This window comes from Halomonas sp. A3H3, assembly GCF_000982975.1.
In the GTDB taxonomy this organism is placed as follows: domain Bacteria; phylum Pseudomonadota; class Gammaproteobacteria; order Pseudomonadales; family Halomonadaceae; genus Vreelandella; species Vreelandella titanicae.
On the sequence record NZ_HG423343.1, the window covers coordinates 1,038,264 to 1,064,211 of the forward strand.

The window sequence follows — 25,948 nt, forward strand, 5'->3', positions numbered from 1 at the left end:
AGGTCAGTTGCTAGCCAACTATTTTGAGGCTTTCGAAAATTTTTTGCTCGATTATAGCGATCAGCTCAGCATTGATGATGTTGATGGCGGGTTCAAGATCTTTTTCCAGCGGCAAAATAATTTGAAAGTCATAACGAATATCAAACGCAAGAGGGCGAACCACCACGCCCGCTCGCTTTGCATAACAGGCCGATACGGCGTTTAACACCGCAAGACCGGCACCGTTCACTACTAGTCGGATCGCCATCTCCCCCAGCGAGACTGTCCATATTTTTTTGGGCGAAACGGCATGTTTCCTCAGTCGCTGAGTAATCCGGTGACGGCTTTGCTCATTGGGCTCACCACAAATCAGCGTTTCATTGGCTAAATCTTCAATGTCGATAAGCGCTTTAGCTTCCAGCGGATGCCCTGGCGGAATAAGGCACATGCCAGGTAGAGAGTACTGAAAGCTCTGGTAGCGCGGATCAATTCGAGGATCGGTGGTAATGCCAAAATCGAAGCGCTGGGCCACCACTTCCTCCGCTATCTGGCTGGATCGGTAGGAGTAGAGACTAATTTCAAGGTCAGGGAACTTCTCGGCAAGCAGCGTAGCGGCATCTGGCACCAGACTTACCGCAAAAGCAGGCATGCTGACCACTCTTAACTGGCCTGCCACTCTCTCTTTCAGTCGTTCGGCAAACTGTCGCAAATGGTGTAAACCAATATAAACCCGCTCCACCTCGTCATAAAACAGCGTGCCACGCCGGGTCGGGAGCAGGCGATTATTGTGGCGTTCGAATAGATCAAACCCAAGCCGCGCCTCCAACTGTTTTATCAAACGGCTAATCGCCGGTTGTGAAATCAGCATCTTACTGGCGGCTTCCGTAGCGCTACTGGTTTTCATAATCCACATGAAGGCTTCTATCTGGCTGTCCGTAAATCCTCGATAAGCCATAACATTTTGTCATCCTTCGATAAGCAAAAATCAATATATCTGACTAAAAAAGCCAGTATACAGTTAAAGGTAGCTAAAAGACTTCGTCCCAACACTCAAAGCATAATATTTAGCTATAGCTTAAGTGCTATCGTTGCAATAAACCTAAAGGGATACCTATGATCGATGAAATTGCGGGTAACAACGCACAGTTCACTGCTTGGCGACAGGATATTCATCAGCACCCGGAACTAGGCTTTGAGGAGCAGCGTACCGCCAAGTTAGTGACGGATAAGCTCACAGAGTGGGGATTTGACGAGGTTCATACCGGCATCGCTAAAACCGGAGTCGTCGGCGTACTGCGCGGCAAAACGCTCGCCGCTCGTACCATCGGGCTGCGCGCCGATATGGATGCCCTCGCCATGACGGAAAACAATCAGTTCGCTCATGCGTCTCTTAACCAGGGAAAAATGCACGGCTGCGGCCACGACGGTCACACCACCATGCTGTTAGCCGCCGCATGGTATCTGGCTAAACATCGCGACTTTTCCGGCACCGTACACTTTATTTTCCAGCCCGCTGAAGAGGGCTTAGCCGGCGCTAAGGCAATGATGGATGATGGTTTGTTTGAGCGCTTCCCCTGTGATCGCGTTTACGGCATCCACAATATGCCGGGAATTCCTCAAGGCGAATTCTGGTTTCGCGAAGGCCCCCTGCTGGCCAGCTCAGACCGTTTCACCATTGACGTTCACGGCAAAGGCGGCCATGCGGCAATGCCGCAGCACGCCGTTGACCCGATGCTGATCGTGAGCGCGATTATCAGCGGCGCGCAGACTATCGTTAGCCGCAATACTGCCCCGCTCGATTCCGCCGTGCTGTCCTTTACCGACCTGCATGCTGGCTCGGGTACGTTCAACGTCATTCCCGATACTGCCAGCATGCGGGGCTGCATTCGCTCCTTTAACGACGCTGTACGTGAGCATGCAATTCAACGACTGGAACAACTGGTTGCCAGTACTGCCCATGCCTACGGCGCCACCGCAACGCTCACCATTCACCCCGGTAGCTACCCGGCCACGGTCAACGACCCGCAAGCCACCCAACTCGCCACCGATGTTGCCCGCGCAGTCGTTGGCGATGCAAAGGTCAACCCTGATTGCTTACCGATTTCTGGCAGCGAAGACTTCTCCTTCATGCTGCAAGCCGTTCCGGGTTGCTATGTGTTTCTGGGCAATGGTGTTGAAGGCGAAACCGGTGGCGTAAGTGTTCACAACCCCAGCTATGACTTTAACGACAACATTATCCCGGTGGGCGCTTCTTATTTTGTTCAGCTAATAAAGCGTGAACTCCCCTCTCGCTAAGCATTTCAAGAAAGCGCAGTTCAAGAAAGCACACTTCAAGAAACAGCACTTCCAGATATAAAGCGGAGAACAACATGGAAGCGAACAAACTCTCAACGTCCGGTGGCAACACCGGATTAATGCACCGGATTGCGCGAATAGCCGATGTCCTGCCCCACCCTTTTATTATGTTTTTTATACTTTTTGTCGCCACGCTAGGCCTGTCGGTTGTGATGAGCGTGTGGGTCGAGCCTGTGCGCCACCCTGCCACCGACGAGCTCGTTCAGGTTCGTTCGTTGCTTAGCTGGGATGGGCTAAGATTTATGGTGACCGGGGCAGTCACTAACTTCACTAGTTTCCGCCCGCTAGGGCTGGTACTGGTGATGGTATTAGCGCTGGGGCTGATCCAGAAAACTGGCCTCGCCGATGCCACCATCCGACGCATGTTGAGTAATGTGGCGCCGCGCTTTATTACCCCGGCGGTGGTCATCACTTCGATCATCGGCAATCTGGTTTCGGATGCGGCGGTTTTCCTGATTCCCCCTTTGGCCGCCATCATGTTTAAAACTGTTGGCCGGAACCCGATTGCCGGCATTATGGTGGCCTTTATCGCCGTTTTTGCCGGTTTTAGCGCCAATTTCTTTATTGCGGGCACGGATCTGCTGCTATCCGGCATCTCGACGGAAGTCGTTCAGAGCGTTCGTCCCGGCTACGAAGTCAGTGTGGTGTCCAACTGGTTCTTTATGTGTGCCTCGGTGCCGTTAATTACCCTGATTATCACCGTCATGAACGACAAGTATGTCGAGCCCATGCTGGCGCGCTTTCAGGATCAGAGTGATGATGAGAACAAAAGCCACGGCGTACAGTTAACCGACACAGAACGGCGTGCGCTGCGCTACACCGGTATAGCGGCACTGGCCTATATCGCGGTTATCCTGCTGCTGATTCTGCCAGCGGGTTCCGGCTTACGCAGCGCTGAAGGGGGTCTGTTACCTTCGCCCTTTATGAGTGGTTTGGTGCCCATCATCGTGCTGTTCTTTAGCCTGTGCGGCATTGTGTACGGCGTTTCGGTAGGTAAGATCAAACAATCCAGCGATGTGCCGCGCTTAATGGAAGCGGCGATGCGCGATATGTGTGGGTTTATTGTCATCGTCTTTATGGTGGCGCAGTTTATTGCCATCTTTAACTGGTCAAACTTGGCGATTGTCAGCGCAGTGAATGGCGCGGATCTACTGCTGCAAATTAATATGCCTACGGCGCTGGCTTTAGTGTGCTTTATTTTACTGGCCGCCGTCGTGAACCTATTTCTTTACAGTGGCTCTGCGCAGTGGGCGCTGATGGCGCCGATTTTTCTACCCATGCTGATGCTGCTGGGCCTTGAGCCAGAAGCCATCCAAGCAGCGTACAGGGTAGCCGACTCATCGACGAACGTGATTTCACCCATCAACCCCTATCTACCGTTAGTGCTGGCGGTCATTCACCTTTACAACAAGTCGTTTACTCTTGGCCATCTACTGACCATCGCCATGCCCTACTCCCTCGCCGTGTTAACCGGCTGGAGCAGCCTGTTCTTTATTTGGTACTGGCTGGGGTTACCGTTCGGACTTTGATCGGCCTTTATTGTCCCAGCATCGCCTCCGCCCACTCACGCACTTTTGGATAGGCGCGCTGCTCAAAAACCGCGAAGCCGTTCAGGCTGCGGGCTTTGAGCGGGGTAAACACCGGCATGGTTAAGCCACACAGAAAGTGCGCCACCCGCTGGGCATTGGGCGGCTGACCGAACTGTTCGCTGTGGCGCTCAATCAGCGGTGTGGCGTAGCGCTGAAAATCGGCCGTCGTTAGCGGTGGCTCGGGCGGCGCATCCGGTAGTTTTACCGGGTGGCCATAGCACACCGAGCAATGCCCGCAGCGTCCCTGCTCAGTATTGGATGGTGTATCAAAGGTGCTGTCACCAAAGGTACTATCACCAAAGTGCATGGCTAGCCGCCGAGTCAGACAGCTCCCCGACTCAAACAGCGCTAGCATTGCCTGTAGCCGCTCAATCTCGATTCGCTCCCGATTCAGGCAATCCTCAAACAGCTGTCTCGCCAGCGCCTCAATGGTAAAGTTCGGCTGGCAGATCTCGTAGACATCGGTCATCCGCTTGCCTTCCAGGGTTAGCCAGCCCTTATCTTGAAAGTACTCAAGGGCGGTAATGACGCGAGCACGGGAAGCGTCAATCTGCTGCGCCTGCCCCGCCTGATGTAGGCGGTCAAAATCCACCGTTCCCCAGGTGCGGGCGATAGGAATATTATCGACTAAAAGTCGCACAAAGGCCGCCCGCTCGCCTTCAAAGCGGCTAACTAATTGGTCTGGCTCAAGATGATAGCGCAGCCGGTACTCGGCTAGAAATGCGAAGCGCGGAGCGATAATGCCGTGCATTTCCAACCGCACCAGCAGCGTTTTCAGCGGCAGCGGGCGGATATTGGTATCCCGGGAAAGCGTATTGAGCAATACCTCCCACTGGCGATCCGGCGTTTGGCCTGCCGCAGCGATCTCTTCCAGCAGGCGATAGATGCCAGCATATTCAGGGGTATCGCCGTAAACGAAGTTTTCCAGCACCCGCAAGCCATCCCGCCCGGCCAGGGTCAGGCAGGTAGAAGGCAGGCCGTCGCGTCCCGCCCGGCCAATCTCCTGGCTATAGTTCTCGATGGATTTAGGCAGGTCATAATGCACCACGTTGCGAATATCGCCCTTATCGATGCCCATGCCAAAGGCGATAGTGGCCACGATGCAGGGCGACTCGCCGCTCATAAATTGCCGCTGAATCTCATCCCGTCGCTGGGAATCTAGCCCTGCATGGTAGGCCTGGGCAGCGATCCCCTGGGCCGCCAGCGCCTTAGCGACTCGCTCGGCAGTTTGTTGCAGGGTGACGTAAATAATCGTCGGCGCTTCGCTACCCGGCTGCATCTGCGGTTTTAGCCAGTTGATCAGCTGCTGCTGGCGACCTTCCATGGCCGGAGATACCAGCAGTTCAAGATTGGAACGGTAAAAGCCGGTAGTAATCACGTTCTCCGGCGCAATGGCAAACTTCTCACCCATATCGGCTATCACCGCTGGGGTCGCCGTGGCGGTGAGCAGCAGCACCTGAGGGATAGCAAAATCGCGCTGGTAGTCCGGCAGTTTGAGGTAGTCAGGGCGGAAGTTATGCCCCCACTCAGAGAGGCAGTGGGCTTCATCGACCACTAAAAGCGATATTTGAACCTGGCGTAGAAAGTGACGAAAGCGCTCATTCTTGAGCCGCTCCACCGAGATCATAAGGATTTTCAGCTTGCCGCTTTTAGCGCGCTCCATCACCTCCCGGGTAGCGTCACGATCTTGGGTGGAATCAATGCTTGCCGCTGCCACGCCGTGGCGGGCCAGAAACGCCAGTTGATCCTGCATCAGCGCCAGCAGCGGCGATACCACCAGGGTTAAGTGCGGCAAATGCAGCGCCGGGAGTTGATAGCAAAGCGACTTCCCCGCGCCGGTGGCAAAAATCGCCGCCGTGGAGTGCCCTTCCAGCACTCTTGACACCACCGCCTGTTGGCCGCCGCGAAAGTCGTCAAAACCGAATACTTCTTTCAGCGTCTGCTGGGGTGATGAGGGGGGCATGAGCACTCCTTGATAACGAAATTCCGCCTTAAAACGCCTTCTCCAGCGCAAAGCGCGGCTGGGTGTGGCCCTCTTTCGTCACTGTTTCCGTAAACATCTCAAGCGGGCGCACCCAGAGGCCGTAGTCACCGTAAAGGGCACGATACACCACCAGCGGCTCTTCGTTTTCGCTGTGCTGGGCGGTGCCAAGCACTTCGTAGAGGCTGCCTTTATAGTGGCGATAAATACCGGGAACGGGGGCGGTCATTGGCTCTCCTCTTGAGTGGCGTTTGTGGCACTTGGCTGGTTGGCTTTTTTGGCAAGGCGTTCGAGCACTTTTGACGCGGCGACAAAACCAAAGGTGCCGGTTAAAAAAGTCGCAGCACCAAAACCGGAAGCGCAGTCCAAGCGCGTGGCATCACCACTGCCAGGCTTTTGCAGGCACACTTCACCGTCGGCGCCGGGATACACCAACTGCTCGTCGGAGTAGACGCACTCTACCGAGAAGCGCCGTTTGGGGTTGCGTGAAAAACCGTAATCCCGACGCAGCCGCGAGCGCACTTTGGATAGCAGAGGGTCGTGCTCGGTACGGGTGAGATCCGCGACCTGAACACGCGTGGGATCGGTTTGCCCACCAGCCGCACCGGTCACCGTGATGGGAATTTTGCGTCGCTTGCACCAGGCGATCAGGGCGGCCTTGGCAATCACGCTGTCGATGGCATCTACCACGTGATCGGCGTCATCGGGAATCCGCTCGGCCAGGTTGGTGGGTGTCACGAAGGCAGTATCCGCCACAATCTCAATTTCCGGGGCAATCAAGCGGCAGCGCTCGGCCAGCACATCAACCTTGGGCTGACCGATAGTACCATCTAGCGCGTGGAGCTGGCGGTTGACGTTGGAAACGCAGACGTCGTCCAGGTCGATCAACGTCAGCTTGCCAATGCCCGAGCGTGCCAGCGCCTCTACCGTCCAACTGCCTACCCCGCCGACACCCACCACCACCACGTGGGCATGACGAAATGCCTCGGCTGCACGCTGGCCATAAAGACGGCGAATGCCGCCAAAGCGAAAATCATAATCTGCAGAAGGAGGTTTCACGTTAGCCGTAGGCACAGGCGAGGCGGACGGCATGCTCGATGGAGTAGCTGAGGACATCACAAACTCACTCATAACGCTTGAAGGGCGGAAGGCGTGGTGTGGGGCGGCGTGCGCACGCTATCCATCGGTAAATGCCCCGCCCAGCCAAGCTGGTTAAACAGCGCGATCATGGTGTCATCCAAGGCACAGCTCAATTGTACACGCTTGTCTAACAGCGGATGGTCAAAGGCCAAATAGGTCGCGGCGAGCAGTAAGCGCGGAGCCTTCATCTGCTCGGCAAAAAAGCGGTTGTGGACACTTTTACCGTGCTTGGCATCGCCAATAATCGGGTAGCCACGCCGGGAAAGATGGCGGCGAATTTGATGGCGGCGACCGGTCATCGGCCGCGCCTCTACCAGGGAGTAGCGCGCCACCGGGTAGCGGTCGACCTGCACGGGCAGCTCGACGCTATCCAGGCGGCGAATATCGGTCATCGCGGGCATAGCGGGCATTTCCGCCTTGGGGCGCGTACCGTCTTCTTCCCTTAGCGGGTAATCCAAACGTTCATTTTCCGGTGCTTTACCGCGCACCACTGCCAGGTAGCGCTTTTCCACCTGGCGCTCGCTAAACGCATCGCTGAGCAGGCCAGCCACTGCCGACGAGAGAGCAAATACCATTACCCCAGAGGTCGGCCGATCCAGCCGGTGAACGGGGTAAACCCGCTTGCCAAGCTGGTCGCGTAAGCGTTGAAGCAGAAATTCGGTTTCACCACGCGCCAACGCCGAGCGATGCACCAAAAGCCCTGACGGCTTATGTACCGCGACGAGATACTCATCCTGATAGAGGATGTTGAGTGGCGTCATAACGCTCCCCGGTTAAAGCTAACAATCTAAACAGGGCGCCATTGTCGCGGCTTGGCCGTGAGATGTCATCCGCGCAATACGCTATTCACGCCAGCGCTTACTAAGAAGGCAGGTGATCAGCAGTTAATTGTTGGTGGAGTAGGAAAGAGCGGCAGTTGCCCAGGCGGGATATGCTCTTTTAGAAACGCTAAAAATGCCTGCGTCGCCGTCGGCAATGTTCGCTTGGCAAGGGTCTGGACTTCGATAAAGCGGGAGTCCATGCCCTGGTCACGAATAGGAATGGCGACCACACGCTGTTGATGGATGCGATAACGAACGGATATTTCGCCAGCAAGCGCTACCCCTCCGCCAAGCATGGCAAAATTGATTAAAGCCTCGGTGTAATCGCTGCTAAAAATTGATTCAAACGCCAGGTTTTGACGGCTACAGCAGATATCAAACAGCTGGCGCAGGGTCGTGTCTGGCGAGGGTAACGCCAGCGGATAGTGCTGAAGCTGCGCCAGCGAAATATGTTTTTTAACGGCAAGCTCATGGTGTGGAGAAACCAGCGCCATAATCGGCGCGGGCTGCCTAAGGGCAACGGTAATATCTGCTTCGGGTTTGAGGCTAAAGGTAATGCCGATATCCGCATCGCCTTCCCTCACATGCCGGGTCGCCTGGGCGGGTGGCCCCACCATTAGGTGGAAATGAATACCGCTGTAACGCTTGCGAAAAGCCGCAATTGCCGCGGGTAAAAAATCGACCGCAAACCCTTCTGAACTGGCGAGACGCACCTTGCCCCGCTGCAACCCCCGCAGCGCCAGGATTTCACTGCCAATTCGGTCTGCCTCAAGCTGCATATGGCGGGCGTGCACTGCCAGCAGTTCCCCAGCGGCGCTGGGCACCATGCCCCGCGCTCGGCGTTCAAACAATAGCGTATCCAGCTCGCTTTCCAGCCGGGCAATCTGACGGCTGATGGCGGAGGGCGCCACATTTAGCTTCCCAGAGGCTTCACTAATAGAGCCACAGCGAACCACCTCGAGAAAGTAACGTAACGCTGTTTCTTGTAATACGCGTGGATTCATAGTGGCTCCCCTCACCAAAACATTGCCAAAACGGCAATGATAAATTCTAAACATTGCACTGGTAGCATGGCTAATTAATAGCTTAGTTTTAATTCAAGGTGACGGCTCATCTAAAAAACAACAAGCCTCGCTGGTACGCCAAACGCTCATAACCTTCCCTTATTAAAAAACGAGGTATGGCATGCAAACATCGAGAACTCTTTATTGCGTTACGTCACTTGCTTTACTCAGCATCGCGACACCCGCATTAGCTGGCAAGGCCAACGATACTCTGGTCTATGCCTCTGACAGCGAACCTGAAAACGTTAGCCCCTACCATAACAACCTGCGTGAAGGGGTTATTCTCGCCCATTTGGCCTGGGACACGCTGATTTACCGCAACCCGCAAACCAACGAGTACGAGCCGCGCTTGGCCACCGAATGGGAATGGGCCGATGATAAAACCCTGGATCTTGTGCTGCGCGAAGGCGTGACCTTTCACAACGGCGAAGCCTTCAACGCTGACGATGTGGCATTCACCTTCAACTACGCGGTATCCCCCGAATCGCGAGTGGTGACACGCCAAAATGTTGACTGGATTGAAAGCGTTGAGAAGCTTGATGAGTACGAAGTGCGCATTCACCTCAAAGAGCCTTTCCCGGCAGCCCTTGAGTACCTTTCCGGCCCAATGCCAATTTACCCCGATGAGTATTTCCAGGAAGTGGGTATCGAGGGTTTTAGTCGTGAGCCCGTAGGTACCGGCCCTTACCGGATTACCAACGTCCGCCCCGGGGATGGGGTTAGCCTGACACGCTTTGATGACTACTTTGCCGACAGTCCTATTGGTCAGCCGGAGATCGCTAATATCGAGTTCAAGGCCATTGCCGATGCGGACTCACGTATGGCGCAATTAATGTCCGGTCAAGTCGATTGGATCTGGCGCGTGCCGTCGGATCAAGCTGAGTCGTTAAGCGGTATGTCTCAGCTTAGCGTGCTTGGCGGCGAAACCATGCGGGTGGGTTATATCGGGCTGGATGCCGCAACACGGGAAGATTCACCGCTAAATGACCTTCGCGTACGCCAAGCCATCAATCATGCGATGAACAGAGAAGGCCTGGCTAACGATTTGGTGCGTGGCGGCAGCCAGCCTCTGTATGCCCCCTGCTTTCCCACCCAGTTCGGCTGTGAAACGCAGAACGTCATCGAGTATGAGTACGACCCTGACAAAGCCCGCGAACTACTCGCCGAGGCCGGTTACGCCGATGGCTTCGACATTGACCTTCACGCCTACCGTGAACGTGACTACGCCGAAGCGATGATTGGCGACCTGCGTGCAGTGGGCATCAATGCCAACCTGCGCTTTATGACCTCCCCCGCGTTGCTGGAGCTTCAGCGCAACGGTCAAACCGATATGTCGTTCAAAGCCTGGGGCTCCTTCTCTATTAACGATGTCTCGGCTTTCGTCAGCGTTTATTTCACAGGCGGCATTGACGATCTCTGGCAGGACACCCAGGTGCAGGAGTGGCTGCAAGTCGCCGATACTTCGGTAGATCCTGATGTGCGCTTAGAGCACTACCAAAAAGCGTTCGCCCGCATTTCCGAGCAAGCGTACTGGGCACCGTTGTTTTCCTACTCCACCTACTACGCCCACACCGCTGATCTCGACTTCACTGCCTACCCTGATGAACTCCCCCGCTTCTACGAAGCGAGCTGGAAGTAACGGCGCCTGATCGACTTGACGGCAGCCGTGGCAATCTCGCCACGGCTCGCTTTCCGCAGCGAGGGAGTAATGCTTTATGTGGGCATTTGTTTTCAAACGCACGCTGATAGCCCTTAGCGTCGCGTTCACCATTTCGGTGCTCTGCTTTAGTCTGCTGCAGCTCTCAGGGGACTTGGCGCTTTCCATAGGCGGCCCCGAGGCCACCGCTGAACAGGTTGAGCAAATCCGCGTGGAGTACGGCCTGGATCGACCGGTGCTTGAGCAATTTACCACATGGCTATGGGGGGCAGTTCAGCTCGACTTTGGACGCTCTTACTACTACCAGAGCGAGGTCATGGATCTAGTCGTTGAACGACTACCGGTGACAATGACCCTGGGGATTTTCGCCTTGGCGATTGCCCTGGGCGTGTCTATTCCCCTCGGCGTGGTAGCTGCACTCAAGCGTGGCAGTTGGATAGACCGTATGGCCATGGCGATTGCGGTTACCGGCCAGGCAATGCCGAACTTCTGGTTTGGCTTAACGTTAATCATCGTATTTGCCGTCAACCTGCAATGGTTTCCGGCCGCGGGCAGCGATAGCTGGCAAGGCTTCATACTGCCCGCTATTGCGCTTGGCTATTACGCCACCCCCGCCATGATGCGGCTCACCCGTAGCGGCATGCTGGAAGTACTAGAAGCGGACTACATTCGCACCGCACGGGCCAAAGGGCTGCGCACCGGGTCGGTAATCTTCAAACATGCGTTACGCAATGCGGTGATTCCTGTGGTGGCGCTGGCCGCCGTGGAACTGGGTTTTATGCTCGGCGGCTCGGTGGTCATAGAGACTGTCTTTTCGCTACGCGGGCTGGGGCAACTGGCCTGGAACGCTATTTCCCGCAATGACTACCCAGTGGTTCAAGCCATTGTGTTGATCATTGCGCTGTTTTATATCGTGCTGACGCTACTTGCCGACATTCTCAACGCAGTACTCGACCCACGCCTACGCGCGCGCTAACGGAGAACACCATGGCACAAACCCTTTCCCCACCGGCGGTGGCCGCGCAACGCCCAGCGGATACTTGGTCTTCGCGGCTGGTTCGCAGCACGCTCAATAACCGCAACTTAACTATCGGGTTATTGATCATTACTTCACTCGGGAGTATTGCGCTTCTGGCGCCGTGGTTAGCTCCCCATGACCCCTATTTACAGGACACCGCCAATCGCATGGTGCCGCCGATTTGGCATGAAACCGGGAGCTGGACACACCCATTAGGCACCGACCGCCTCGGCCGCGACTACCTGAGCCGCCTAATTTATGGCTCCCGGATTTCACTCTTTATCGGGCTGGTGGTGGCGCTCATTTCAGGGCTAATTGGCACTACGCTAGGCGTGTTGGCAGGCTACTTTGGCGGTCGCGTCGATGCTGTGGTGAGCTACTTGCTCACCACCCGTCTTGCCATGCCTGTGGTGTTGGTAGCACTGGCCATGGCGTCGCTGATGGGTGGGTCGATGCTCTCGGTAACACTATTGCTAGGGCTGCTGCTGTGGGATCGTTTTGCCGTCGTTGCCCGCTCGGCTACTCAGCAATTGCGCGATGCTGAGTATGTGCAAGCCGCTCAGGCGCTAGGTTGCCCGTTACCTTACATTCTACTGCGTGAGGTGCTCCCCAATATTGCGGGCGCACTGATCGTGGTGGCTACTCTCGAAGTCGCCAACGCCATTTTGCTCGAAGCAACGCTGTCGTTTCTGGGCATGGGCGTACAGCCACCATCTCCCTCCTGGGGGCTGATGATCGCCGAAGGCAAAACCTATATGTTCTTTCAGCCCTGGGTGATTACGATCCCCGGCGGTGCGCTGTTTATGCTAGTGCTGGCGATTAACTTGCTGGGTGATGGACTGCGCGATCTCAGCGCACCGGGAGGCCGCAATGAGTAATCTATCAACCGCTGAGCATTCCGCGGCAACAAGCTCGCCTCTACTGACGGTTAAACAGCTGCGCGTCGACTTGCCCGTGGCAAAGGGCACCCTTCACGCGGTACGGGGTATCGACTTTCACGTTGAGCGTGGAGAAATGCTCTGTCTTGTAGGTGAATCAGGCTGTGGTAAATCCATGACCTCGCTGGCATTAATGGGCCTACTGCCGCGCAAGGCGCAGGTAAACGCCGACTGCCTCAACTTTGACGGCGTTGATCTCCTTACGGTGCCTGAACGCGGGCGCAGCAATCTTCGCGGTGCACGCATGGCGATGATTTTTCAAGAGCCCATGACCGCCCTCAACCCCGCCTACACCCTGGGCAATCAGCTCTGCGAAGCCCTGCGCCGCCACCAGCGGGTATCGCGTCAAGCGGCCCACGATCGCGCCCTCTATTTGCTTAAACGAGTCGGCATTAGCGCTGCAGAAGAGCGAATGCGCCAATATCCCCACCAGCTTTCGGGCGGGTTGCGCCAGCGGGTGATGATCGCCATGGCACTAATGTGTGAGCCCGATTTGATCATCGCCGATGAACCCACCACTGCATTAGATGTGACGATTCAGGCGCAAATCCTGCATCTGCTACGCGACTTACAGCAGGAGTTTGGCACGGCGATCATTTTCATCACCCACGACTTGGGTGTCGTTGCGCGTATCGCCGACCGGGTCGCCGTGATGTATGCCGGCGAAGTGATTGAAACCGCCTCTGCACAGGCCCTCTTTAAAGCCCCCAGCCATCCCTATACCCAAGGTTTGTTGCGCTGCATACCGACGCCCGGCAAGACACTGCCAGGCAGTCGTTTGCAGGCGATCCCAGGCGTAGTGCCCAGCTTGGTAGGCAAAATCGAGGGCTGCGCCTTTTGCAATCGCTGCGATCAAGCGGATGAGCGGTGCCGAACCACGCCCCCCTTACAGGCAGTGGCAGGCGAGCACTTTTCACGCTGCCACTTTGCCCATCAGCTAGCCAGCCCAGCGCCACTAAACGATCAGGAGGTAACGTCATGACAAACACCACCTCTCCTGCAAACAGTATGGATCCTCTTGCCCTCGAACTCTGCGCGCTGTCTAAAACGTTCAAACTGGGCGGTGGCATGCTACATAAGCCTCAAACCCTAAAAGCAGTCAATGAGGTATCGCTACGCGTTCCGCGCGGCCAGGTGATGGGGCTGGTGGGCGAATCAGGCTGTGGCAAGAGCACCTTGGCCAAGATGCTGCTGGGGCTGACACCCCCTAGTTCAGGCGATGTGCTGATCAATGGCAAAGCGATTGTTAACGCTAACCAAAAGGCACTGGCCCGGCATATACAGCCGATATTCCAAGACCCTTATTCGTCGCTTAACCCACGCCAGCGGATTGCTCAGATCGTTGGTTTACCGCTACGTATTCACGCGCTAGGCACGCCCCGTGAACAGGCAGCGAAGGTCGATCAGATGCTTGACCTGGTCGGCCTACCCAAACGCGCCGCCCAGCAATACCCTGGGCAAATGTCAGGGGGGCAGCGCCAGCGGGTGGCGATTGCCAGAGCGCTAATTATGCGCCCTGATCTGGTGATTTGTGACGAACCCACTTCCGCGCTGGATGTATCGATCCAGGCGCAGATCCTCAATCTACTGCTCGACCTTAAAGATGAGTTTGGCCTTACCTACCTGTTTATTAGCCACGACCTCGCCGTGGTCGAACATCTCGCGGACCGGCTCGCGGTCATGTATCTAGGCCAGATTGTCGAAGAGGGTACCCGTGAGCAAATCTTCACCTCACCACGCCACCCATATACCCAAGCGCTACTCGCTTCCGCGTTGACCCCGGAGCCAGGTCTAGGCGTGCCCGACATAGGCCTGGGGGCAGGCCAGCCCGACCCCACTCAGCCACCTTCAGGCTGCGCTTTTCACCCCCGCTGCCCAATCGCTCAACCGCAATGCTCAGAGCAGACACCCAAGCTGAGCGCTATTACGCATGCTTCCGGTCAAGCTTTTGGCAAGGGCAGCCAGGCGCGTGTCGCCTGCCACCTTGCCTAAACATATTTAATCAATATTTAACGTTAAAAGGAGTGCCTATGACGCGCCAACACGCCTTAGATCATGCCAAAGCTTACTTTGACAGCGGCGATTTTTATGACCAGCTTGCCCCGCGCATTGCCATCCGCAGCGAAAGCCAGGAATCGAATAGACAGGAAGAGCTTCACCGCTACCTTACTGAACAGATCATTCCGGATATTGAGCAGCTCGGTTTTAGCTGGGACATTGTTGATAACCCGGCTGAAGGGTTTGGGCCGTTTCTGCTTGCTGAACGCCTTGAGCCAGAAGCCTCGTTCAGCGTATTAACTTACGGTCATGGCGATGTCATCCGCGGCTATGACGACCAATGGGCTGAAGGGCTTTCGCCCTGGAAAATCACCCAGCAAGGGGATCGCTGGTACGGACGTGGCACGGCGGATAACAAAGGCCAGCACACCATCAATTTAGCCGCGCTGGGCTGCGTGCTGAAAGCAAGCAATGGGCGCCTGGGCTATAACGTTAAGCTGGTGCTGGAAATGGGCGAGGAGACGGGCTCCCCTGGCTTAAAAGAGATCTGCCACCGCTACCGTGACCGCCTCGCCGCCGATGTGTTTATTGGCTCAGATGGGCCGCGTTTGAATGCCGACGCTCCCACGCTGTTTTTAGGTTCACGGGGTTCCTTCAATTTCGACCTTAAACTCCAGGCCCGTGAAGGCGCTCACCACTCGGGCAACTGGGGTGGCGTATTAAAAAACCCTGCGGTGCGTCTGGCCAATGCACTCGCCACACTGGTGGATGCCAACGGCGTTATTCAAATCCAAGGCCTACGGCCTGATCCAATACCCGAAGCCGTGCGTAAAGCGCTCGCCGCATTGGAAGTCGGCGTCGGCGACAATGCCCCCACTATCGACACTGACTGGGGTGAGCCAGGACTATCGCCCGCTGAACGACTGTTTGGCTGGAACACCTTAGAAGTGCTCGCCATGAAGGCGGGCAACCCGGATGCCCCGGCCAATGCTATTCCGCCAACGGCCTATGCCCACTGCCAACTGCGTTATGTGGTGGGCAGCGACCAGGACAATTTTCTCGTCCATTTACGCCATCACCTGGATCAACACGGCTATCACGATATTGAGGTAAGCGCTGCGCGCATGTCGCAAATGGCGGCGACACGACTCGATCCTGAAGACCCCTGGGTGGGCTGGGCGTTGGCCTCTATGCAACGCTCCACCCATAAAACGCCGACGCTGCTACCCAACTTAGGCGGCTCGTTACCCAACGATGTGTTTGCCGAAACCCTGGGCTTACCCACGCTATGGGTTCCACACTCCTACCCCTCCTGCTCCCAGCACGCGCCTGACGAACACCTATTGGGGAGCATCGCTTCAGAGGCACTGATCTTAATGGCGGGGCTATTCTGGGATTTGAGTGACCAAGGATCAGACATCATGAGAGAGAAAGCCTTATGCAAGACGAACTAACCCAACAGGTTTGCGCGTGGCTGGAAGGCCAGCAGCAGGCGATGCAAGATTGCCTTGAGGCGCTGGTCAATATCGATTCCAACAGCTACGACAAAGCAGGCACGGATGCGGTTGCCGATCAGATTACTCAATGGCTTGAACAAGATGGCATCACCATCATACGCCACCAGCGCCCTGAGTCAGGCGATATTTTAGAAGCACAACTGGGAGGAACTGGCCAAGGCCATGTGCTCTTAATGGGCCATCGCGATACGGTTTTTCCTACCGGCACCGTGGCTAGCCGAGGTTATACCCAGCAAGACAACGTCGGCTTTGGCCCTGGCGTTGCCGATATGAAAAGCGGCCTGGTCATGAACTGCTTTGTACTGCGCGCATTAAGCCGCCTGCCCAACTGCCCATTGCCCGTTCGCGCCCTGTTTACCGCTGATGAGGAGATTGGCTCGCCAGATGGGCGGGCGTTCATCGAAGCCACCGCCCAGGGGGCACGTGCCGTCTTGAACGTCGAGCCAGGGCGGGTCAGCGGCAATGTGGTCACTGGTCGCAAAGGAGGTGCTGGTTTTTTGATCAACGTCACCGGCAAAGCCGCCCACTCCGGCGTGAGCCATGCCGATGGCGCCAGCGCCATCGAAACACTCGCCCGCAAGATCATCAAGCTGCATGCGTTGACCGATTACGAGGCAGGTATCACCACCAATGTGGGCACCATCACCGGTGGTGTATCACGCAATACCGTCGCGCCTTTCGCGTCGGCACAGTTGGACACTCGTTTTGTTACCACCGCCCAGCGTGATCAGCTGTATAAAGCCATTGAGGCGATTATCGCGGAATCCGACGTTCCCGACACTCTTGCGACCATAGAACAAACCTCTGAATTTTATCCTCTCGAAGCACGTATGAGCAGCGCGCTGTTTGAGCTTTATCAGGTTCAGGCTAAGGCGATCGGGTTTGCTGTTGACGGCGAATTCACTGGCGGCTGTTCTGATGCGGGCTGGACGGCCAGCCTGGGCATTCCCACTCTGTGCGGTCTTGGCCCTGTCGGCGCAAAAATGCACACTGACGAAGAGTACTGTTTGCTGGACACACTGGTGCCGCGCACTCAGGCACTCGCTTCTACGTTATTGAATTTGCACGATGTATCCTTTGCTTCGGCACGTTAAATTGGCAATGTAACTGCTAGCCAACTACCTTGAGTAAGCAACGCTGCTACAGCGTTTCCATGGATTCGGAAGGAGATCAACATGCGCTATTCAACTATACGTTTCTCAACACCGCTTACCGCTATTGCCGCCTCGCTGCTGCTCGCCACCTCAGCGGCACAAGCCAATGAAACGCTTGATGTCGAGATGCATAAAGTCAGCACCGAGGGTAATGAAGAGTCAATCGGTACCGTATCCCTTGAACATACGGATCACGGCTTACTGCTGACACCTTCATTGACGGGCCTTGAGCCTGGGGTCTACGGTTTTCATGTTCACCAGAATGCCAGCTGTGATTCCGCCGAGAATGACAGTGGCGAGATGACCGCAGCACTGTCGGCTGGCGGACACTATGACCCTGAAGAAACCGGCACTCACCAAGGCCCCTATGGAGAAGGTCATTTAGGCGATCTACCGGTGCTAACCGTTAATGAAGATGGCGAAGCCAATCTCCCCGTCTTGGCGCCGCGCTTGAGCATGGAAGATATGCCTGGCCGCAGCTTGATGATTCACGAAGGCGGCGACACCTACAAAGATGAACCCCACCTGGGCGGCGGCGGCACCCGAATGGCTTGCGGCGTCGTAGAGTCTTAAGCTTTACCGTTGTTGTTAATCGACAAAATGGGCAGCCTCTCGGCTGTCCTTTTTTTTGCTTACGGCCCACTAAAGTCTAGCTGTGATTTTATAGTGGTTATCTGTACATTCAGCTCTGCTAAAGAAGTGCCTGCTTGCATGCTCACCGACATGCTCGCCCATCCCCCTCACTGCTCTAGGTACCTTAGATGATCACCTTTATCGTATCGATCCTGCTGCTGATAGCGGGCTACTTTACCTATGGGAAATTCGTTGAGCGTGTGTTTGTCACTGACCGCAAGCGTCAAACGCCCGCTTTCAGCATGCGCGACAACATCGACTATGTGCCGATGAACACTACGCGCAATTCACTCATTCAGTTATTAAACATTGCCGGTGTCGGCCCTATTTTTGGCCCGATTCTCGGCGCTCTGTATGGGCCAGTGGCGTTTGTGTGGATTGTGATTGGCTGTATCTTTGCCGGTGCTGTTCACGATTACCTGACCGGCATGATCTCGATCCGCAACCACGGCGCTCACCTGCCGCAACTGGCCGGCAAGTTCCTGGGTAAAGCGATGAAGCATGTGGTCAATGGTTTCGCGATTCTGCTGCTGCTTTTAGTCGGTACGGTATTCGTCACCTCGCCTGCGGCGCTGCTGGCCAATATGACCTCGCTGTCGTTAACGCTGATCATCGTCGCTATCTTTATTTATTACTTGATTGCCACCCTGCTGCCGATTGATAAGGTCATTGGCCGTATCTACCCCTATTTTGGCGCCCTGCTGCTGTTCAGCGCGGCGGGTATCGGTATCGGCTTGATCATCACGGGCGCTCCGATTCCTGAGCTCTCGTTCCAGAACATGCACCCTGACGCCGCACCGATTTTCCCGCTGCTGTTTTTAACCATCTCCTGCGGCGCGCTTTCAGGTTTTCATGCCACCCAAACGCCGATTATTTCGCGCACCACCCAAAACGAAACCAATGGTCGCAAAATTTTCTACGGCATGATGATCACCGAAGGCATTATCGCGATGATCTGGGCGGCCGCCGCCATGAGCCTGTTCTATGGCGACCAGTCGCTTTCCGATGTGCTGGCGGCCGGTGGCCCTGCTGCGGTGGTCAGCGAAGTTTCTACCACCATGCTCGGCGCTATAGGCGGCACCCTGGCGGTACTCGGCGTTATTGTGCTGCCGATCACCTCGGGCGATACCGCTTTCCGCAGCGCGCGGATGATCATCGCCGACTACATTAAGATCGATCAAAAGCCGATTATGAAGCGCGTCATGGTCGCTCTACCGCTGTTTGTGGTGTCTTACGCGTTAACGCACATGGACTTCACACTGCTGTGGCGCTACTTCTCCTGGGCGAACCAAACCACCGCCGTGATCGCGCTGTGGGTAGGCACCATGTACCTGGTGCTGTCGCGTAAGCCTCACTGGATTACCTCGATCCCAGCCACCTTTATGACCATGGCCACGTTTACCTACTTAGCCTACGCGCCGATCGGTTTTGGTCTACCGCTGCAGCTAAGCTATGTGGTGGCCGCGTTAGGCACACTCCTTTGCATTGCGCTGTTTATGAAGCGTGTCCGTCGCCTAAGCCGGGCAACTTTTGCTGTTGATGAGCCGGCGGTACCAAGCCAGTTTGTGGACAGCGGTGAGGCGATTGCCGCTAAATAGTTAGGCGCTCCATAACGTTACCGCCACACTTTCTTCACAGGACGCTCTTCACAAGACACTCTCCACACAAGAGTCACGCCACAAAAAAGGGCACACATCAGCCACATAACCGTGTTTGATGCGTGCCCTCGCTTTTTCTCCTATCTCTTTTATCCTACCTTTTCTCCCCTACTCCTCATGTTTATCGCTTCCATGCTGCTGCGGTATAGACGAATACAGGCAGGGACTACTCTAGCGGTATCGACCAGAAGTAGGTCTCGCCGGAACTATCGTCCACACCGTCGTTGTCGCTGACCAGCCAGGCGTTGCCATTATCGTTGACCGCCATTCCTTCAATCTTGTCCACCACAAAGCCGTTGTAGCTGGCTAGGTCGGGAATCAGGTCGCGCACTAGCTGTTTCTCGACCACCGGCAGTTCACCGCCCAGCGGGGTGGGTTGCAGGCCGTCGAGGGCAACGCGGGTCACTTGCTTAACCTTAGCCTCGGCGCCGATCTGGTTGTCGCGCTCGATCAGATACAGCCAATCGCCATGGGCAGTGATTTCGGAGAGGCCAATCCAACCCTGTTCCACGTTATCCAGCGGGTAATGAACAGCGGCCCACTCGCCACTGTCGATATCAAAACGCAGCAGCTTGACCATGCCCTCGGGGTCATCCTGCCAAGGGCGCTGCACCGCCAGCCACAGTTGATCATCAATGCGCGTGACGCCTTCTAATCCCCACTTCAATGCCTGTTGAGCGAGCGCCTCGGGCAGTGCAATTCCTTGGATAATCTCGCCGTCGGAACCCACATGATAAAGGGTGTTGGCAAGGCCTTTGTCGTTACCTTCGGAAGCGACCCAGAAGCCACCTTCACCATCGGTGGTAATGCCTTCCATATCCAGCCCTAGCGCAGGCTCACCGTTGCGGGTCACGTCCAGTGCTGCCGTAATCCGCGCCGGGGAGGCTGAGGGGTCGATGGTAAAGATGCGCGGCTGGGCGCTGTAGAAGCTGTCGTTGACCGCGTAGAGCATGTCATCAGCGGCGACCAAACCGGAAAGTGCGCCCCAGCCGATCAGTTCATCAGCGCCCGCCGAGGTCAGGGTGGGATAGACCGCTGGCGCATCCTGGTATTGATAAATCATGACATGGGCGCGGGGGCCGCCGTCTTCGCCCAGATCCCCTTCATTGGCGGTGGCTAACAGGCCACGGCTGGGAATCGCCACGGCGCCTTCGGGAGACAGGCCCGAGGGCAGTAGCTGGGTGAGCTGCGGTTCGGCCAGGTTGCTAACGTCATAAACGCCCACCAGCGAGCCGCGCTCGGAAAGCAGGAAGACATAGGGCGTACCTTCGAACACCGCAAACTCCATCCCCTCCGGCTCGCTGCCTTTGGCATCCGAACGCTTATCGGGGTAGTGACCCGCTTCAATCACCGCGCGCTCGAATGAAGTACCTGACTCGTATACCACCTCGCCACGCTTGTTGAAGATCGTCCAGCCGCGCGCGCCGCCATCCATATCGCCTTCGTTGGCAATAGCGAAGTGGTCGTTGTCGATCCACTGCAGCGCATCCGGCTCGCGCAGACGCTCGGCTTGCTGCTCGTTGAAGATCAGTGCACCGTCATCGCTGGCGTCAATGCCGTCCAGGTCGACAGTCCCGGCGCTGAAATCCGCCACCACCTTACCGGCGTAGTCGAGCACCACCAGGTGGTTGTTCTCCTGCACGGTCACGACGGTCTCACCCAGGGTGTTGATATCGACAAACTCCGGCTCGGGATCCTCGGGGGCGATCTCGGCGAGCCCGGTTACGTCGGCGTAGAGCAGGCTGTCACAGTTAACCAGCCCTTCCGCATTGATCTTCACCAGTGCCACGGAACCGCCGGGCATCTGCGGTACACGTCCATCGCCCGCCTCTTCGTCGCGTTCGTTCTCAATGGCGACAGCGACAAAGCGCCCATCGGGGGCCGCAGCGGAAGCTACACTATCGGGCTGTCCGTCCAGCGGGCAGGAGGCGAGTATCTCGCCACTGGCTAAATCGACCGTGCGCAGCTCCCCGGAAGGTTCGCTGTAGGAAACCGATGTATTCACTCCGACATAGGCCATATTGCCGAGCACCGATACGGCCGTAGGCTCGCCGTCCATAACGATATTACCCAGCGGTTGCGGATTAGCCGGGTCGCTGATATCGATGCGCCCAATCACGCCCAGCGGGCTATCGGTATACACCAGCGTCATGCCATCACCGGAAGCAGCAATGATTTCAGGCGCGGTCTCGCGTGTACGATCCTCGCCCTCGGCCATGTTATCGGGAACCGCGAAACTGGCGATGCGGTTGAAATGTTGATCTGCCGCGCCTGCCGCTTGCGTGGCGGCCAGCACAGCAGCCAGCGCCAACAGGGTTGGTCTGCGTTTGAGTATCATGATGGAGTTAATCCCTTGCCTAAGCTTAAGAAACGACTGATTAAGTTATTAAACTTGCTATGTCCGATTAACCATCCAACATCATAACGATGTCAGGCTTATGACACTCACTGGCTAAGTTAGCGCCGTTGGCTATCGGCACACCTCAGCGCGAAATCCAAGTTGCCGCAAAAATGTTAGATGGGTAAGTAGTGAAGGAACGCATAGGGGAAAAGGGAAGCAGGAAAATCGATAGGTTAAAGGAGACCTTAGAACGAAAGCAGCCAGTCAGTTAGCCCTGACTGGCTGCTTTTTAGCTAGTTTTGGTTGCTAGCTTACTTCTATACATACGCGACATACGCGCGATAGCGTTTTACTCGTCGCCTGCCATCTGCATTTGGCGTTGCATGTAATTCTGAATACCCACCTTGTCGATCAAACCAAGTTCCGTTTCGATGTGATCGATATGGTCTTCTTCGTCGGCGAGCAGATCGCGGAGCATGTCGCGGGTAACGTAATCTTTAACGCTTTCACAATAGGTGATGGCTTCGATGTAGTCGTTGCGGCCATCGTGCTCAATTTTTAGATCGCTTTCGAGCATTTCTTTGACGTTTTCGCCAATGTGCAGCTTGCCCAGGTCTTGCAGGTTGGGAATACCTTCCAGGAATAGGATACGCTCGATGATCTTGTCAGCGTGCTGCATCTCTTCGATGGACTCATCGTATTCCCACTTGGCGAGTGCTTTTAGGCCCCAGTCTTTGTACATCTTGGCGTGCAAAAAGTACTGATTGATCGCAACCAGTTCGTTGCCGAGCGCCTTATTGAGATGCTCAATAACTTTCGTATCACCTTTCATGACGTCACCTTTTCTACTGTAATGCTGATGTTTAATCTAGTTTAGACAATACGATCAAGCAGTTACGTTTGGAGAAGAGTATAGGCGCAAATAGCTATACCCCCAGCGTTTCTGAGAGTATAGATAAGATGATTAAAAGTTCAAGCAAATCAGTTATTTGCTAAAGATAACCCTAACAATAGTGATTCGCGTCACACGGCGTAGGCAAGGCCCATATCGGCTTCTTGACGTGCTTCCTGAACGGCATCGCGGGTAATTGATTTAGCGTAGCACGCGCACTTACCGCACTGCGTTGCGCAGCCGGTTGCCTCGCGTACTTCTCGCCAGCTGCGCGCTCCGTCGCTAACGTGCTGGCGAATCTGATGATCGGTTACTCCCTTGCACACGCAAACGTACATGGCGACACCTCATAAAAATCATGAGATGAATGTAAATGATTCGCATACATCTTATCAAGTAGAAATGACTGCTTTTTGCTATCCATTCGTCTTAATAAGCAAGAGCAGCAAAATAACGTACTGGCGTAAAAGCACTTTTTGCCCCATACCAGCTGAAATTATTTTTTCGGCAAAACCACCGTTTGCGTGTTGGAAGCAATATCCGGCCAGCTACGCCGCTGTTTATCGAACAGCACCCATAAGTAGCCCAAACCAAACGCCAGCAGCGAGAGCCACGCCACCGCGCAGCGGATGAGGCATTGCTTCAAGTTCAGTGAATACCCGTCTACCGTTTGCACCCGTAATCGCCATGCCTGCATACCCAAGGTCATACCACCGCGCGACCAGGAGAAAACAAAAAACAGCGTGACAAAAAACACCAGCAAGAGCTGCAAACTCAAAACATCGCTGGCCGTAGTGCCAATCTCTTCGGGCTGTTGACCCAGCACATAGCGGAAAAACAGCATATGCACGACGGTCACCGCAATCCAAATCGCGGTGACCAAAAAGCCGTCATACAGCATGGCGCCCAGTCGTCGGCCAAGACCGGCTGGCCATACGCTGTCCAACTGAGTAAAGCGTCGTGTTTGCATAGTTCTCTTCGTGGTTGCTGGCTGTTTCTGGACGATACGAGGCTGTGATGGCTACTATTGCGGCATTAACCATTGCGACGTAGAAAGTAGATCCCGACCCCAGCGCAGGCCAGAGTCGGCACCAGTACGGCCCAGACGGGTGAAAAGCCAAATATCGTCGAGGCGGGCGCCAGTAGATCCTGAACGTACTTAAAGCTCAGCCCAGTGACAACGCCATAAAACACCCGAGTACCAGCGGCCACGGTGCGCAGCGGGCCAAATACAAAGGAGGCGGCAATCAGCACCAGCGACCCCATGGTGAGCGGCATCAGCATCTTCTGCCAAAAATACAGCAGTGCCTGATCATTCTGCAGGTTCTGCTCTTCAAGGAACTGGGCATAGGCCCAAAGCTCGCTGGGCGCCTGACTCTCAATATCGCGCAGCAGCCTCTCTAGCTGGGTGGGGGTGAAAGAGGTGTCCCAACCCATGCTTGCCATCTGCTCAGACTCGGTGTGATCGTCAAAAATACGCGTGGTAGCGACGTTTTCCAAACGCCAGGCATCGTTTTCCCAGTGTGCGCGCTGAGCGTAAGTGGCTTCGACCAGTTGGCGGTCATCAAAGCGATAGCGGGTTAAATCGAGCACGACGTTATCCGCGCGAATTGCCCCAAAACGGTAGACGCTGTCACCCTCTATCTGCCAGCCGCTGCGACTGGTCAACACAGCGCCTTCACCCTGGAGTTTTTCCAGCCGCCACGCCTCGGCATACTGCTCGGTGCGTGGGCTAACGTATTCGGCAACTAACAGCACCACGACCACGACCACCAGCACGGGTTTCATCACCCCCCATACAATGCGCGCCAGAGAACGCCCAGCGGCGCGCATAACGGTAAGCTCATTGCTGGAAGCCATGCTGCCTAAGCCAATCAGCGCGCCAATTAATACGGCTACCGGGGCGTACTGATAGAATCGCCAAGGCGTGCGCATTAGCAGGTAAAGCAGCGCATCGAAGGCGGTATAGCCCGCCTGCACATCGCCTAAATCATCGATATAAGCGATGGTAATATCCAACCCCAGCAGCACGAACTGAACGACGATAATGGCCGCCAGCACGTTGCGGGCGATATAACGATCAAGACGGTCAAGCACCATTATCGCATCCCCTTGCGTTGCGAGCGCCATAGCAATAATAGGCCCAGCCCTAAAAACAGCCCATGGACTGGCCACACGCCCAGCGTGGTGGACCAAGTGCCACTGCCAATCGCATCGACAACCGCGAGCAGCAGACTAAGATAGGCGACGTATAAAAATACCGCGGGCAGCAGTTTGCCAAAGCGCCCCTGGCGGGGATTAACCCGGGAAAGCGGCTGCGCCATCAAGGCCAGCACAAACACCATAAGCGGGAGCCCTGCCCGCCACTGCCACTGGGCTTGGGCACGGGGGCTTGGATTACTCCATAGCGCAGGCGTAGTGGCGTACTCCAGTGAATCCAGTTCCTGCCGGTCGCGATTCAGCCCTAGTCGCAATGTATAACGCTCAAACGTTAGCCGCTCGGCGCTCTTATCGCCCGGCGTCACCCCGTAGCGCTCACCGTCATCCAACACCAGAAAACGGCTACCCGTTTCGAGGCGGGTTTCCTGATAGCCCGATGCCGCCCGGGTAACGTAGTCGTGAGTACCTTCGTCGCCTTGTTGGTTCTGCTCGTGCACCAGCACATCCTGCATTTCCGTTCCGTCGCTTGAGAAGCTGCCGATGTAAGCGGTACGGCCACCGCCGAACTCTTGAAAGCGCCCCGGCGCCAACACGGAAACATCCAGGCGACTGCGCTGTTCTTCCAGCACGGTCTCGGTTTGCAGCGCCCCAAAAGGCGTTAGCCACAGGCTGCAGACACCGACCAGTACCGCGACGACGCTGGCGGGCAGCAAAGTCACTTTCAACAATCGCGTGGGACTCATCCCACAGGCGACCATCACGGTGATTTCGCTGTTCATATAGAGCTGCCCGTAGGCGAGCAGGATGCCTAGAAAAAACGACAGCGGTAGAATCAGTTCCATAAAGCCAGGCAGGTGAAACATCATCAGGCTACCTAGCATGGTGACGGGAATATCGCCCTCCGCCGCGTCCGAAAAATAGCGGATAAAGCGGCTGCCCATAATCACCAGCAGTAGAATGCCAGCGACTGCCGACATGGTGAGTAACACTTCGCGAGTTAGATATCGAAATAAAATCAACGCGCTCTCCGGCTAGTCGTGCAGGATGCCATGC

23 protein-coding genes are annotated in these 25,948 nt (G+C 55.8%); 11 read left to right on the forward strand and 12 right to left on the reverse strand.

What is annotated here, in order from left to right:
• Nucleotides 1-10: 10 nt before the first annotated feature.
• Entirely contained in the window at nt 11-934 is a 924-nt protein-coding gene (locus tag HALA3H3_RS04515) for a LysR substrate-binding domain-containing protein (RefSeq protein ID WP_022520131.1), read from the reverse strand.
• Nucleotides 935-1,092: 158 nt separating this feature from the next.
• Here HALA3H3_RS04515 and HALA3H3_RS04520 point away from each other — a divergent pair, with 158 nt between their 5' ends.
• Both HALA3H3_RS04520 and HALA3H3_RS04525 read left to right on the forward strand, forming a co-directional pair.
• Complete coding sequence (locus HALA3H3_RS04520) at nt 1,093-2,274, forward strand: M20 aminoacylase family protein (RefSeq protein ID WP_022520133.1); 1,182 nt, start codon at nt 1,093-1,095, stop codon at nt 2,272-2,274.
• A 74-nt stretch (nt 2,275-2,348) separates the two neighbouring features.
• Nucleotides 2,349-3,863: an AbgT family transporter gene (locus tag HALA3H3_RS04525; protein ID WP_022520134.1), complete on the forward strand. Its 1,515-nt coding sequence runs from the start codon at nt 2,349-2,351 to the stop codon at nt 3,861-3,863.
• Nucleotides 3,864-3,870: 7 nt separating this feature from the next.
• Here the strand turns inward: HALA3H3_RS04525 and HALA3H3_RS04530 are convergent, their stop codons facing one another.
• The 5 genes from HALA3H3_RS04530 to HALA3H3_RS04550 form a co-directional block, all read right to left on the reverse strand.
• On the reverse strand, nt 3,871-5,886 hold the full coding sequence (locus HALA3H3_RS04530; RefSeq protein WP_022520135.1) for a RecQ family ATP-dependent DNA helicase: 2,016 nt from the start codon (nt 5,884-5,886) through the stop codon (nt 3,871-3,873).
• A 28-nt stretch (nt 5,887-5,914) separates the two neighbouring features.
• Nucleotides 5,915-6,133 (reverse strand): DUF1653 domain-containing protein, encoded by a 219-nt coding sequence (locus HALA3H3_RS04535; protein WP_022520136.1) that lies wholly within the window; start codon nt 6,131-6,133, stop codon nt 5,915-5,917.
• The gene (gene tcdA, locus HALA3H3_RS04540; protein WP_053856901.1) at nt 6,130-6,996 is read right to left on the reverse strand and encodes a tRNA cyclic N6-threonylcarbamoyladenosine(37) synthase TcdA; all 867 of its coding nucleotides are present in this window, start codon (nt 6,994-6,996) and stop codon (nt 6,130-6,132) included. Before tcdA ends, HALA3H3_RS04535 begins: the two co-directional genes overlap by 4 nt.
• A gap of 35 nt (nt 6,997-7,031) precedes the next feature.
• Nucleotides 7,032-7,805, reverse strand: a complete 774-nt coding sequence (locus HALA3H3_RS04545) for a pseudouridine synthase (RefSeq protein WP_022520138.1) — start codon at nt 7,803-7,805, stop codon at nt 7,032-7,034.
• 116 nt (nt 7,806-7,921) lie between these two features.
• Nucleotides 7,922-8,869: a LysR family transcriptional regulator gene (locus HALA3H3_RS04550; protein ID WP_022520139.1), complete on the reverse strand. Its 948-nt coding sequence runs from the start codon at nt 8,867-8,869 to the stop codon at nt 7,922-7,924.
• A gap of 181 nt (nt 8,870-9,050) precedes the next feature.
• Here HALA3H3_RS04550 and HALA3H3_RS04555 point away from each other — a divergent pair, with 181 nt between their 5' ends.
• From HALA3H3_RS04555 to HALA3H3_RS04595, 9 genes are all read left to right on the forward strand, one after another.
• On the forward strand, nt 9,051-10,568 hold the full coding sequence (locus tag HALA3H3_RS04555; protein ID WP_022520140.1) for an ABC transporter substrate-binding protein: 1,518 nt from the start codon (nt 9,051-9,053) through the stop codon (nt 10,566-10,568).
• Between the two features lie 76 nt (nt 10,569-10,644).
• Nucleotides 10,645-11,562: an ABC transporter permease gene (locus tag HALA3H3_RS04560; RefSeq protein ID WP_022520141.1), complete on the forward strand. Its 918-nt coding sequence runs from the start codon at nt 10,645-10,647 to the stop codon at nt 11,560-11,562.
• 11 nt (nt 11,563-11,573) lie between these two features.
• Complete coding sequence (locus HALA3H3_RS04565) at nt 11,574-12,482, forward strand: ABC transporter permease (RefSeq protein WP_022520142.1); 909 nt, start codon at nt 11,574-11,576, stop codon at nt 12,480-12,482.
• Nucleotides 12,475-13,524: an ABC transporter ATP-binding protein gene (locus HALA3H3_RS04570; protein WP_022520143.1), complete on the forward strand. Its 1,050-nt coding sequence runs from the start codon at nt 12,475-12,477 to the stop codon at nt 13,522-13,524. The genes HALA3H3_RS04565 and HALA3H3_RS04570 overlap by 8 nt, the downstream gene beginning before the upstream one ends.
• Nucleotides 13,521-14,534 carry an ABC transporter ATP-binding protein gene (locus tag HALA3H3_RS04575; protein WP_022520144.1) on the forward strand — a complete coding sequence of 338 codons (1,014 nt, stop codon included), beginning with the start codon at nt 13,521-13,523 and terminating at the stop codon, nt 14,532-14,534. The genes HALA3H3_RS04570 and HALA3H3_RS04575 overlap by 4 nt, the downstream gene beginning before the upstream one ends.
• A gap of 38 nt (nt 14,535-14,572) precedes the next feature.
• Complete coding sequence (locus tag HALA3H3_RS04580; protein ID WP_022520145.1) at nt 14,573-15,994, forward strand: M20 family metallopeptidase; 1,422 nt, start codon at nt 14,573-14,575, stop codon at nt 15,992-15,994.
• A complete protein-coding gene (locus tag HALA3H3_RS04585) occupies nt 15,979-17,151 on the forward strand; it encodes a M20 family metallopeptidase (RefSeq protein WP_022520146.1) in 1,173 nt (390 codons plus the stop codon). The genes HALA3H3_RS04580 and HALA3H3_RS04585 overlap by 16 nt, the downstream gene beginning before the upstream one ends.
• 81 nt (nt 17,152-17,232) lie before the next feature.
• Nucleotides 17,233-17,784 carry a superoxide dismutase family protein gene (sodC, locus tag HALA3H3_RS04590; RefSeq protein WP_022520147.1) on the forward strand — a complete coding sequence of 184 codons (552 nt, stop codon included), beginning with the start codon at nt 17,233-17,235 and terminating at the stop codon, nt 17,782-17,784.
• Between the two features lie 188 nt (nt 17,785-17,972).
• On the forward strand, nt 17,973-19,442 hold the full coding sequence (locus HALA3H3_RS04595) for a carbon starvation CstA family protein (RefSeq protein ID WP_009288516.1): 1,470 nt from the start codon (nt 17,973-17,975) through the stop codon (nt 19,440-19,442).
• A 226-nt stretch (nt 19,443-19,668) separates the two neighbouring features.
• On the opposite strand, the gene HALA3H3_RS04600 is transcribed toward HALA3H3_RS04595, so the two are convergent.
• From HALA3H3_RS04600 to lptF, 6 genes are all read right to left on the reverse strand, one after another.
• Complete coding sequence (locus HALA3H3_RS04600) at nt 19,669-21,840, reverse strand: esterase-like activity of phytase family protein (RefSeq protein WP_022520148.1); 2,172 nt, start codon at nt 21,838-21,840, stop codon at nt 19,669-19,671.
• Between the two features lie 352 nt (nt 21,841-22,192).
• Nucleotides 22,193-22,675 (reverse strand): bacterioferritin, encoded by a 483-nt coding sequence (gene bfr / locus HALA3H3_RS04605; protein ID WP_009288515.1) that lies wholly within the window; start codon nt 22,673-22,675, stop codon nt 22,193-22,195.
• Nucleotides 22,676-22,866: 191 nt separating this feature from the next.
• Nucleotides 22,867-23,073, reverse strand: coding sequence for a (2Fe-2S)-binding protein (locus HALA3H3_RS04610; RefSeq protein WP_008959830.1), 207 nt, complete (start codon nt 23,071-23,073; stop codon nt 22,867-22,869).
• A 158-nt stretch (nt 23,074-23,231) separates the two neighbouring features.
• Nucleotides 23,232-23,705, reverse strand: coding sequence for an RDD family protein (locus tag HALA3H3_RS04615; protein ID WP_022520149.1), 474 nt, complete (start codon nt 23,703-23,705; stop codon nt 23,232-23,234).
• A gap of 65 nt (nt 23,706-23,770) precedes the next feature.
• On the reverse strand, nt 23,771-24,835 hold the full coding sequence (gene lptG, locus HALA3H3_RS04620; RefSeq protein WP_053856902.1) for an LPS export ABC transporter permease LptG: 1,065 nt from the start codon (nt 24,833-24,835) through the stop codon (nt 23,771-23,773).
• Nucleotides 24,835-25,914, reverse strand: coding sequence for an LPS export ABC transporter permease LptF (gene lptF, locus HALA3H3_RS04625; RefSeq protein ID WP_022520151.1), 1,080 nt, complete (start codon nt 25,912-25,914; stop codon nt 24,835-24,837). The genes lptG and lptF overlap by 1 nt, the downstream gene beginning before the upstream one ends.
• Nucleotides 25,915-25,948 lie beyond the last annotated feature (34 nt).

Excerpts from the sequence above, each read along its gene's own strand:
- HALA3H3_RS04515 (WP_022520131.1), bottom strand. The coding sequence starts at position 934 with ATGGCTTATCGAGGATTTACGGACAGCCAGATAGAAGCCTTCATGTGG.
- HALA3H3_RS04520 (WP_022520133.1), top strand. The coding sequence starts at position 1,093 with ATGATCGATGAAATTGCGGGTAACAACGCACAGTTCACTGCTTGGCGA.
- HALA3H3_RS04525 (WP_022520134.1), top strand. The coding sequence starts at position 2,349 with ATGGAAGCGAACAAACTCTCAACGTCCGGTGGCAACACCGGATTAATG.
- HALA3H3_RS04530 (WP_022520135.1), bottom strand. The coding sequence starts at position 5,886 with ATGCCCCCCTCATCACCCCAGCAGACGCTGAAAGAAGTATTCGGTTTT.
- HALA3H3_RS04535 (WP_022520136.1), bottom strand. The coding sequence starts at position 6,133 with ATGACCGCCCCCGTTCCCGGTATTTATCGCCACTATAAAGGCAGCCTC.
- tcdA (WP_053856901.1), bottom strand. The coding sequence starts at position 6,996 with ATGCCGTCCGCCTCGCCTGTGCCTACGGCTAACGTGAAACCTCCTTCT.
- HALA3H3_RS04545 (WP_022520138.1), bottom strand. The coding sequence starts at position 7,805 with ATGACGCCACTCAACATCCTCTATCAGGATGAGTATCTCGTCGCGGTA.
- HALA3H3_RS04550 (WP_022520139.1), bottom strand. The coding sequence starts at position 8,869 with ATGAATCCACGCGTATTACAAGAAACAGCGTTACGTTACTTTCTCGAG.
- HALA3H3_RS04555 (WP_022520140.1), top strand. The coding sequence starts at position 9,051 with ATGCAAACATCGAGAACTCTTTATTGCGTTACGTCACTTGCTTTACTC.
- HALA3H3_RS04560 (WP_022520141.1), top strand. The coding sequence starts at position 10,645 with ATGTGGGCATTTGTTTTCAAACGCACGCTGATAGCCCTTAGCGTCGCG.
- HALA3H3_RS04565 (WP_022520142.1), top strand. The coding sequence starts at position 11,574 with ATGGCACAAACCCTTTCCCCACCGGCGGTGGCCGCGCAACGCCCAGCG.
- HALA3H3_RS04570 (WP_022520143.1), top strand. The coding sequence starts at position 12,475 with ATGAGTAATCTATCAACCGCTGAGCATTCCGCGGCAACAAGCTCGCCT.
- HALA3H3_RS04575 (WP_022520144.1), top strand. The coding sequence starts at position 13,521 with ATGACAAACACCACCTCTCCTGCAAACAGTATGGATCCTCTTGCCCTC.
- HALA3H3_RS04580 (WP_022520145.1), top strand. The coding sequence starts at position 14,573 with ATGACGCGCCAACACGCCTTAGATCATGCCAAAGCTTACTTTGACAGC.
- HALA3H3_RS04585 (WP_022520146.1), top strand. The coding sequence starts at position 15,979 with ATGCAAGACGAACTAACCCAACAGGTTTGCGCGTGGCTGGAAGGCCAG.
- sodC (WP_022520147.1), top strand. The coding sequence starts at position 17,233 with ATGCGCTATTCAACTATACGTTTCTCAACACCGCTTACCGCTATTGCC.
- HALA3H3_RS04595 (WP_009288516.1), top strand. The coding sequence starts at position 17,973 with ATGATCACCTTTATCGTATCGATCCTGCTGCTGATAGCGGGCTACTTT.
- HALA3H3_RS04600 (WP_022520148.1), bottom strand. The coding sequence starts at position 21,840 with ATGATACTCAAACGCAGACCAACCCTGTTGGCGCTGGCTGCTGTGCTG.
- bfr (WP_009288515.1), bottom strand. The coding sequence starts at position 22,675 with ATGAAAGGTGATACGAAAGTTATTGAGCATCTCAATAAGGCGCTCGGC.
- HALA3H3_RS04610 (WP_008959830.1), bottom strand. The coding sequence starts at position 23,073 with ATGTACGTTTGCGTGTGCAAGGGAGTAACCGATCATCAGATTCGCCAG.
- HALA3H3_RS04615 (WP_022520149.1), bottom strand. The coding sequence starts at position 23,705 with ATGCAAACACGACGCTTTACTCAGTTGGACAGCGTATGGCCAGCCGGT.
- lptG (WP_053856902.1), bottom strand. The coding sequence starts at position 24,835 with ATGGTGCTTGACCGTCTTGATCGTTATATCGCCCGCAACGTGCTGGCG.